The 9,588-nt window shown below is 67.1% G+C and carries 7 protein-coding genes and 2 pseudogenes; 8 read left to right on the forward strand and 1 reads right to left on the reverse strand.

Annotation, left to right across the window (positions count from 1 at the left end; all coding sequences use genetic code 11):
* Positions 1-130: 130 nt before the first annotated feature.
* From M1105_RS20125 to M1105_RS20150, 6 genes and pseudogenes are all read left to right on the forward strand, one after another.
* Positions 131-343: pseudogene (locus M1105_RS20125) on the forward strand (IS6 family transposase); the annotation flags it as partial.
* A 164-nt stretch (positions 344-507) separates the two neighbouring features.
* Positions 508-1,143 (forward strand): TetR/AcrR family transcriptional regulator, encoded by a 636-nt coding sequence (locus tag M1105_RS20130; protein ID WP_249582169.1) that lies wholly within the window; start codon positions 508-510, stop codon positions 1,141-1,143.
* A 405-nt stretch (positions 1,144-1,548) separates the two neighbouring features.
* A complete protein-coding gene (locus M1105_RS20135; RefSeq protein ID WP_249582170.1) occupies positions 1,549-3,096 on the forward strand; it encodes a trimethylamine methyltransferase family protein in 1,548 nt (515 codons plus the stop codon).
* Positions 3,097-3,110: 14 nt separating this feature from the next.
* Positions 3,111-4,274 carry an aromatic ring-hydroxylating oxygenase subunit alpha gene (locus M1105_RS20140; RefSeq protein WP_249582171.1) on the forward strand — a complete coding sequence of 388 codons (1,164 nt, stop codon included), beginning with the start codon at positions 3,111-3,113 and terminating at the stop codon, positions 4,272-4,274.
* Positions 4,275-4,484: 210 nt separating this feature from the next.
* Entirely contained in the window at positions 4,485-6,128 is a 1,644-nt protein-coding gene (locus M1105_RS20145) for an ABC transporter substrate-binding protein (protein WP_249582172.1), read from the forward strand.
* Between the two features lie 87 nt (positions 6,129-6,215).
* Entirely contained in the window at positions 6,216-7,475 is a 1,260-nt protein-coding gene (locus M1105_RS20150; RefSeq protein WP_249582173.1) for an MFS transporter, read from the forward strand.
* A gap of 33 nt (positions 7,476-7,508) precedes the next feature.
* Here the strand turns inward: M1105_RS20150 and M1105_RS20155 are convergent, their stop codons facing one another.
* Complete coding sequence (locus M1105_RS20155; protein WP_249582174.1) at positions 7,509-8,297, reverse strand: HalD/BesD family halogenase; 789 nt, start codon at positions 8,295-8,297, stop codon at positions 7,509-7,511.
* Between the two features lie 109 nt (positions 8,298-8,406).
* Here M1105_RS20155 and M1105_RS20160 point away from each other — a divergent pair, with 109 nt between their 5' ends.
* Together M1105_RS20160 and M1105_RS20165 are read left to right on the forward strand one after the other, a co-directional pair.
* Positions 8,407-9,357, forward strand: coding sequence for a LysR substrate-binding domain-containing protein (locus M1105_RS20160; protein WP_249582175.1), 951 nt, complete (start codon positions 8,407-8,409; stop codon positions 9,355-9,357).
* A 91-nt stretch (positions 9,358-9,448) separates the two neighbouring features.
* A pseudogene (locus tag M1105_RS20165) lies at positions 9,449-9,588 on the forward strand (IS6 family transposase); the annotation flags it as partial.

Here is a 9,588-nt window from a genome sequence, read left to right on the forward strand (position 1 = left end):
GAGGTCATCACTTCAATCGACCGAGCGCCTGCCATGCACTAACAATCAACTTGGACCGACCAATCTGGGCCACTCACAGCCTGAAGGCCGACGTTGACAGCCAATCTGAGACTGGTTCGCATCGGTCTGACACCACCGCTCGGAGAACTCACACCTGCCTTTGCGACGACGGGATGGAGCCATGCTCCGGTTCCGGCGCATGCGAAGTCTGCAGAAGTTCGCAGCAGTGCACGCCTCCGTCTACAACCACTTCAACCAGGAACGCAGCCTTTCAAGCCGGCACATCTTCAAGGTCAACAAAGCCGCTGCTCTCGAGGAGTGGCGGCAGCTCGGCGCGGCCTGAAGGGCCCCTGCCCCGGCAGAACAAAGACTGGTTCGCATTCGTCTGCCAGCACCCTCCTATTTTGTGAAACTGCGACTATTTCGCATTTCTCTGACACCACCCTGGCCCGTCCTCGACTGCACCCGCGCGCCTGCTGTAGATGTGACCGATCGAGGAACTCGGCAATGGAAGACCGCATGAGAACGTCCGGCGGTGGAACGGACCGTCCCCAGCGCCTCGCACCGGAGCATCGTCGGCGCCAGATCATCGAGGCGACGATTGCGGGCCTTGCCCGCGGCGGACCCGAGCACTGGACGTTACGTCAGATTTCCCGGGACCTCGGGGTGGCGCCAAGCCTCATTACATATTTCTTCGCAACATGGAGCGATCTGCTCGTCGGAGCTTACCAGACCCTTGCCGAACGTTTCGAGGCGCAGTTCTCGGAGATCGCGCATCGGCCCGGCCTGACGGCGGGTGAGCGGCTCGACCTTTACATCGATGCATTCTTCTCTGACGCTTGGTTGGGTGAGGACATCGCCGGCGTTTACGTCGCATTCTGGGCGCTCGGCCGCAGCGAGACGCGGCTTCGGGCCGAGATGGAGCGCTTCTCCGAGATGACCCGCCGAGATCTGTTCCCCTTGATCTCCGAACACGCAGCGGATTGCGGTTTCACCAGAGATGTCTCGATCGTGGCGGAGACCTTTCTATTCCTGATCTCGGGTCTCTGGTATGAGGCGGCGGTCAACCCGGGCTCCGTCCGCAACCCGGGGCCGGGCGACCGGGCTCGCGCATTCCTCGAATTCGCCGTTCGTCCCGCCTGAGACCCAGAGCAGTCGGCCCGTTGGGCGGGGTCGGTCTTCAAGGGCTGGAGACGATATCTGGCGCCGCGCGGCCGTAATGGGGTCGTGCGGCATCACGGATCATGTCCCGCCACGCAAAAATCCGGCGTGGGAGTGCAGATCAGGCCGCAAGTTTCTGCGGAACAGATCGGAAAATCGGAAAGAGGTCATCGGGACTTCGGCTTCGCCTGGCCCTCCACCCATTTCGCGGATGCCCGGTCTTTCTGTGGCGTCGGCGGAAATCTGTCCTATGTCGCTCGTCAGATCGGAGCGACTTGCGCACTCCCCACGCTAACTGTACAACTGTACAATAAGGGAGAAAAGGTTGCGGTCCCGCCGGTTCCGACGGTCGGAACACGAGGGTGTCCTGGCTTGAGGAACCGGTCAATGAGCGACCGACGGCGAGCGCGGCGACGCGAGGGAACGAAGGGCAGCGCAACCGCATTGGAGCCGCCCGCTTTCAGACAGCCGCGGCTTCGCTACCGGCCGGTCGAGATCCTGTCCGCCGACCGGATCGAGGCAATACACATGGCGTCGCTCAGAATCCTGCGCGATTGCGGGATAAAGCTCCTTTCGCCCGAGGCGCGGAGCATTCTCTCGCGGGCTGGCGCAGAGGTGGACGAGACGAGCCAAGTAGTGCGCTTCGACCCCGGCTTCGTGACCGAAACGCTCGCGCTTGCGCCAGAGACCTTCACACTCGAGGCGCGCAACCCGGGGAAGTCGCTCACGGTCGGCGGCGAGCATCTTCTCTTCACCTCGGTCGCCGGGCCCGCATTCGTCTCGGATCTCGACCGTGGGCGGAGGCAGGGCACACAGGCCGAGGTTTGCGACTTCATCCGCCTGATCCATAGCTTCGACGTGATCCATCAGGAGGGCGGCGGGCCATTCGAGGCGCTCGATATTCCGCAGGACCGGCGTTACCTCGATCTTCACGTCGCCCAGATCACCCTGACCGACAAGAGCTGGGTGCCCTGGACACTGGGGCGCGTGAGGGTGCGCGACGCCATCGAGATGGCGGCGCTCGCATTCGGGACGACGCGCGAGCGCCTTGCGGACCGGGTCGTGCTGGCGGGCGTGATCAACACGAACTCGCCCCTCATGCTCGACGGGCCAATGGCCGAGGGACTGATCGAGCTCGCTCGGCACGGGCAGGCCGTAATCGTCACGCCCTTCACCCTGGCCGGGGCAATGGCGCCGGTGACGCTCGCGGGTGCGCTTGCGCTCCAGAACGCCGAGGCGCTGGCGGGGATCGTCCTCGCGCAATGCGTCCGGCCCGGCGCGCCGGTCGCCTATGGCGCCTTCACCACGAATGTGGACATGCGCACCGGCTCGCCCGCCTTCGGCACCCCGGAATACGCGCAGGCGGCACAGATCTCGGGCCAGCTCGCGCGGCGCTATCGGCTGCCCTTCCGCTCGTCGAGCGCCACCGCGGCGAATGGTTGCGACGCGCAGGCGGCATACGAGAGCCAGATGTCGCTGTGGGGCGCGGTCATGGGCGGCGCGCACATCGTCAAGCACGCCGCCGGATGGCTGAACGGGGGGCTCACCGCCTCGTTCGAGAAGCTGGTGATCGACGCCGAGATGCTGGCAATGCTGGCGGCCTATCTCGACCCGCCCGATGCGGACGACGCCTCGCTGGCGGTCGAGGCGATCGCCGCCGTCGGACATGGCGGCCATTTCTTCGGGGCCGCGCACACCCTCGCACGCTACCGGACGGCGTTCTACGCGCCCGTCGTCTCGGACTGGAGCAATTTCGAGAACTGGCAGCAGCGCGGCGCCGAAGACGCCGCCCTCCGCGCGAACCGCATCTGGAAGAAGCGCCTGGCCGAATACGAGGAGCCGCCCATCGACCCGGCGATCCGCGACGCCGTGATCGACCATGCCGAGCGGCGCAAGCGCGAGATCGCGGCAGGCATCAACGTGCCGGACTGTTGAGAGGAGAGGTGCAAATGGATGGATTGGCGCATGGCGCTTGGATGGATGACGACATGGTGGGCGCCCTGCGCGCGGCGCTCGATGTCGGATACGATCGGGCGTTTGCAATGCCGGGCTCGTTCTACCTCTCGGAGGATCTCTTGGAGATCGAACGCGCGCAACTCTTCGGCCGGGAATGGGTCTGCGTGGGGCGCGCCGACGAGATCCCCGAGCCGGGCGACTACATGACCTATGACATCCTGGGCGAGCCAGTGGTCGCGGTGCGGGGCGAGGACGGCGCGATACGGGCTCTGTCGAATGTCTGCCGCCACCGCGCGATGCCGATTCTCGAGGGAAAGGGGCGCGCGCGTCGGATGGTCTGCCCCTACCATGCCTGGACCTACGACACGCAAGGCCAGCTCATCGGCGCGCCGCAGCTTCAGGGCAGGGCGGATTTCGACAAGCGCGCCTGCCGCCTGCCCGAGTTCCGCTGCGAGGTCTGGCAGGGCTTCGTGTTCGTCACCCTCGACCCCAACACGCCGCCGCTCGCGCCCCGCCTCGCGCCGCTTGATGCCATTGTCCGCAACTATCACCTCGAGGGAATGAAGACCCGCTACGTCACCTACGAGGTCTGGAAAACCAACTGGAAGTCGCTGATCGAGAACTTCATGGAGGGCTACCACCTCTCGCCCCTCCACAAGGAGACGCTGCACCCGATCAACCCGACCAGCCTCTGCCGGCACTTCCCGGACGGCGACGCGCATTTCGGCTATTTCGTCGGGTTCGCGCCCGACATGGCGCGCGAGCGGAAGGGGCACCCGGACCTCTCCGACGAGGAGATCGACACCTGCGTGATGTTCGCGGTGCCGCCGAATCTCGTGGTGGGAGGAGCCAGCGACTACAGTTCGTTCCTCTGCATCGAGCCGCTCACGACCAATCGCTGCAGGGTCAGGCTGGGCCTGTTCTTCCACGGCGACGACTGGACCGAGGAGCAGATCGAGCGCGCCATAAGGCTGTTCCACGAAACGATGGAGGAGGACAAGCTCGTGCTCGATCAGCTCGCGCGCGGGCTGGGATCGCGGCACTACACGCCGGGGCCGCTCGCGCCCGCGGCCTACGAGGGATGCGTCCTCGACCTTCACCGCTATGTCGCGCGGCGCCTGCTGGGGCTGCTCGAAGGGCTGCGCGAGCGTGCCTGACGAACCCGCAGCGCGCCGCGGCGGCGGCGCCATCCCGCCGTGCCCGGCGCGACGCGGCGCCGCCCGCGCGCGTGGCGGGCGCGGTCCGCCAGACGGCGCGACGGCAACAGGATCAACCAGTCGGAGGCAGTAACGCCCCGACGGCGCAGGCAGAGGCCACACGCCCGGGCGGGGAGACCGAGAACAAGATCCGAGACGGAGGAGGATTCCATGACCAAGCAGATGATGACCGACCGCGGGCTCCACCCGCTCGCGGGGCCGTTTGCAGATGCCTTCCGGGGCGGGCGGATCAGCCGGCGCGAATACCTGGCATCGATGATGACGCTCGGCGTGACCGCGGCGGGCGCCTTCGCGCTCGGCGGTATCTCCCTGCCGGCCCCGGCGCGGGCCGGGACGCCGAGGAAGGGCGGAACGCTGCGGATCGCCACGCCGGTGCGCGCGGCGGGGCTCAAGGACCCCCGCACCTTCGACTGGGATGCCCACATCTCGCGCCAGTCCTGCGAATATCTCGTCCGTTGGGAGCGGGACTCGACCTTCACGCCGTGGCTGCTCGAGGGCTGGGAGGTGAATGACGACGCGACCGAATACACGCTGAGCCTGCGCAAGGACATCAAGTGGTCGAACGGCGACGACTTCACTTCGGAGGACGTGGTCTTCAACATCGCCCGCTGGTGCGACAAGAGCGTCGAGGGCAACTCGATGGCTGCGCGGATGGCGACGCTGATCGACGACGCGAGCGGGCAGGCGCGCGAGGGTGCGATCGAGGCGGTGGACGCGCATACGGTTCGGCTGCGGCCATCGACCTCGGACATCACGCTGATCGCGGGGTTCACCGACTATCCCGCGCTGATCGTGCATCGCAGCTTCGATCCGGCGGGCGACCTGATCGCCCAGTTCAACATCGGCACGGGACCGTTCCACATCGAGGAATACGAGCCGACGGTGCGGGCCCGCGTCGTCCGGCGCGAGGGCTACTGGCGGGGCGATGCCCATCTCGATGCGGTCGAGTTCATCGATTACGGCACCGACCCGGTTGCGATGATCGCGGCCTTCGAGGCGGGCGAGGTCGATGCCAATGACATCAGCCACGCCGACCAGTACGCGGTGCTCGAGAAGCTGGGCCTCGTCCGCAGCGAGATCGCCACTGGCTCGACCATCGTCTGCCGGTTCAACAACACCGCGCCGCCCTATGACGACCCGCGCGTGCGCCGCGCCTGCCAGCTCGCGGTGGACAACGGGATCGTGCTCAGCCTCGGCATCGACGGTGCGGGCGTCGTGGCCGAGAACCACCATGTCGGCCCGATGCATGTCGAGTACTTCGCGCTGCCGCCCTTCCGGCGCGACCCCGAGCAGGCGCGCGCCCTGCTGGCCGAGGCGGGCATGAGCGACCACGAGTTCGAGCTGATCTCGATCGACGACGACTGGCGGCGGAACACGACCGACGTGATCGCGGCCCAGATGCGCGACGCGGGGCTGAAGGTGAAGCGCACCGTGATCCCGGGCGACACCTTCTGGAACGACTGGACGAAATATCCCGCCTCGACGACCGACTGGACGCCGCGCCCGCTCGGGGTGCAGGTGCTGGCGCTCGCCTATCGCTCGGGCGAGGCGTGGAACGAGTCGGGTTTCGCCGATCCCGCGTTCGACGCCGCGCTGGCCGAGGCGCTGGGCATCCCCGATCCCGACCGGCGGCGCGTGGTGATGGAGCGCGTCGAGCGCATCCTGCAGGACTCCGGCACCCTCGTGCAGCCCTTCTGGCGCAACATCGCACGCCACATGACGCCGAAGGTCCGCAACTTCGAGGCGCATCAGGCCGAGGAGTTCCACCTTGAGGGTGTCTGGCTCGACGCCTGAGCGCTCATTCCGGGCGGCGCGGCCGGCGCCGCCCGGATATGCCGGGCCGGCCCGCAACCATTCCGTGATTCATCCCCGGCCCTCCAGATGACACCGCAATTCACCGCACGCACGGTCGCCGTCATCCTGCTCAGCACGGCGCTGATCTTCGTCGGGAACGGCATGTTCCAGACAATGCTGCCGATGCGCGCCGAGCGCGAGGACTTCTCGACCAGCCTTATCGGCTTCCTCGGAAGCGCCTATTTCGCTGGGTTCATCGTCGGCTGCGTCATCGGCCCGCCGCTGATCCGCGCGGTCGGGCACATCCGGGCCTACGCCGGCGTGGTCGCGGTCCTGGCCGCGCTCATCCTGCTCTTCCCGGTCTGGGTCGCGGCGATGCCATGGCTCGTGCTGAGGTTCGTCACCGGCATCTGCCTCGCCATCGCGGTGATGGTGGTCGAGAGCTGGCTGAACGACCAGACGACGAACGAGATGCGGGGGCGGATCCTGTCGGTCTATATCATCGTCACCAATCTCGGCTGGATCTCGGGGCAGCTTGGCGTGAACCTCGCCGACCTGCTGGGCGCGACGCTGTTCATTCTCGTCGCCATCGCGGTGTGCCTCTCGGTCGCCCCGGTCGCCCTGACCCCCACGCGCGAACCCGAGCCGGTGCCGCGGGCGGGGCTGGACCTGCGCGGCCTTATCGCCCTCTCGCCGGTCGGCACGGTGGGCTGCTTTCTCGTAGGGATGATCGAGGGCGCGTTCTGGACACTGGGCCCGCTGTTCGGCCAGCTTCGCGGCTTCGAGGTCTTCGAAATCACGTTGCTGATGGGCGTCTTCGTTCTGGGCGGCACGCTGACGCAATGGCCGATCGGGCTGCTCTCGGACCGCTACGACCGGCGGCTTGTGATCCTGCCGGTGGCGCTCGCCACTGCCGCTTCCGGCATCGCGCTGGCGGTGGTTGAGGATGCCGGGTTGTGGGCGATGCTGGCGCTCGGCCTCGCGCATGGCGGGCTGATGATCCCGATCTACTCGCTCTGCGTCGCGCATGTGAACGACGGCGCCGCCTCCGACCGGTTCGTGCAGGTGAGCGGAGGGCTCCTGCTGGTCTATTCGATCGGCGCGGCGCTCGGGCCGGTGCTCGCCGCGCCGCTCATGGACCGTCACGGAGCGGGCTGGCTCTTCGTGTTCATCTCGATCGTGCTCGTGTGCTTCAGCGTCGTGATCCTGTGGCGGCTGGGCGTCGCGCGGCGGCGCATTCTGCCGCATCGCGGCCGCTTCGCGCCTGCGCCGCGAACGACGCAGTCGATCTACGAACTCGAAAGCGCGCTCACGAGCGAGGAGGGTGAGCGGCCAAGGGCGACATGAGTCGGGCGCGGCCGCGCCGCCTGCCGCGGGGGCCTATGCCGCGCGGCCGTAGAAGCCGATGCGCTCCTCGTCCGAGAAACGGACGCCGGGGCGTTCGTAGTACGAGAACACCGCGATGATCCGGTCCACCGGACCCTGCACCGGCGTCACCCTGTGCGCCGTGTTCTTGCCCCGGAAGACGTTGAGCGTCCCCGCCGAGGCGAGCATCGAGCGCACCTGATCGTCCTCGCCCCGCAGCATCCGCGCGACGCCCTCGTAATTCGGGTCGTCCTCGCTGCGCAGCGCGTTGCGATACTCGAACACGCCGCCCGCCTGCGGTGCCTGGAGGAGCAGCGTGGTGGTGAACTCGGACCGGTCGAAATGCCAGTTGAGCGCCTGCCCACGCGAGTAGCGCATCACGTTCGCGCAGGCGATCCGGTCGTCCATCGGGTAGAGCGCGGGCTTGTCCATCGTCGCCGCGAGGAAGGCCGCCATGTGCGGCCAGTCATAGACGGCGACCGGGATACTGCCCTCGATCTGGTCGGCGCAGATCGTCTGGTTCGACGTCTCGAACATGCGGAGCGCGGGATGATCCGGCGCGAGGCCGGGGATCTCCTTGCGGAAATAGACGTTGTGCGCGCGATTGTGCGTGAAGGCGGCGGTGTCGAGCACCGGCACGATCTGCGCGAGCGCCCGCGCGATCGCCTCGGGCCGCATGAAGCCCTCAAGGTTGAACATGCCCTCTTGGTCGAGGTCGCGCCGGCATCGCTCCACCAGGTCCGTCCAGCCCGGGCTTTGCGGCTGGTCCAGCGGATAACGCTCGAGGTCCAGGATCCTGTGCATGGACGCCATCTCCCTTCCGACGGTCTTCCATCAAGCGTAGGAAGAGAAATTCTCGCTGCAATCGAGAAAAATCCGGCATAGGCTTAGAAAATCTTTTTCTATGGGTGTCATGAAGCTCCCCCCCCTCAATGCCCTCCGCGCCTTCGAGGCGGCATCGCGCCATGGCAGCTATGTCGCGGCTGCAGCCGAGCTTGGTGTATCACCCGCGGCGGTAAGCCAGCAGGTGCGCAATCTCGAACAGTTCTTCGGCAAGCGGCTGTTCGAGCGACTCCACAACCGTGTCGCGCTGACCGAAGCAGGCCGCGAGATCCAAGCCGGCGCATCGGACGCATTCCGCAGGTTGGCCGAACTCAACGACCAGGTCCTTGCGGGCCGGATGCCGCGTCGCGAAACGCGAATCGTAATCAGCGCGCCGCCGTCTCTGGTCGAGCGCTGGCTCGCGGTCCGTCTCGCTGAGTTCGTGGCGCGCGAGCCCGAAGTGCGGGTCGAGATCAGGGTCGAGGAGGACCCGGTGGACTTCCGCGCGCGCGGCCTCGACCTGCGCATCTGCTATGGAATGCGGCTCTACCCGGAGCTCGACGTGCGGCCTCTGTTCGAGGACGAGGTCACGCCGATGGCCAGCCCGGCCTTCCTCGCCCGCCACGGGCTTGCGCCCGGCGACGACCTCGGGGGCCTCGACGGTGGTTGCTTCATCCTCACCGACTGGGGACCGAGCTTTGCGACGCATCCGACATGGCGCGACTGGTTCGGGCATGTTGCCCCGATGGCGCTATCCGTCGCGTCGGGGCATGTCGGAGGCTCGTCGAGCGTGGCTCTGGCAATGGCCGCTCGCGGGTTCGGGATCGCGCTGGGCCAACTCGGCCTCGCGGACGGCGAGCTCTCGTCGGGCTCCCTCGTGCGACTGGATGAGCGGGCGCTGCCGCTCGGCCACCCCTATTGCACGGTGACGCGGCCGGGACGGAGGAAGGGCGCAAGCCTCGACCGGCTTCTAGATCTGCTGGCAACTTGGAGGCCCCCAGCGATTCTCCCGCTGCAGGGGCGCACGGAGGCGGGCTCGTAAAGCGGAGTGGCGTCGGCCTGCGAGCCGCGCCGGAGGTCTTGTCAGAGGAATTTGGCTTGAGGCGGAATAGCCGCCTCCCTACCCTCGTGGCATGAGCAAACCCAACCCCTTCCGCTGTTTCAAGACGTCGCCCGAGGTCATCCGCCTGGCGGTGATGCTCTACGTCCGTTTCCCGCTATCGCTGCGGAATGTTGAAGACCTGCTGCACGAGCGCGGCATCGACATCAGCCA

It is taken from the genome of Thermohalobaculum sediminis (assembly GCF_023487995.1).
In the GTDB taxonomy this organism is placed as follows: Bacteria; Pseudomonadota; Alphaproteobacteria; order Rhodobacterales; family Rhodobacteraceae; genus Thermohalobaculum; species Thermohalobaculum sediminis.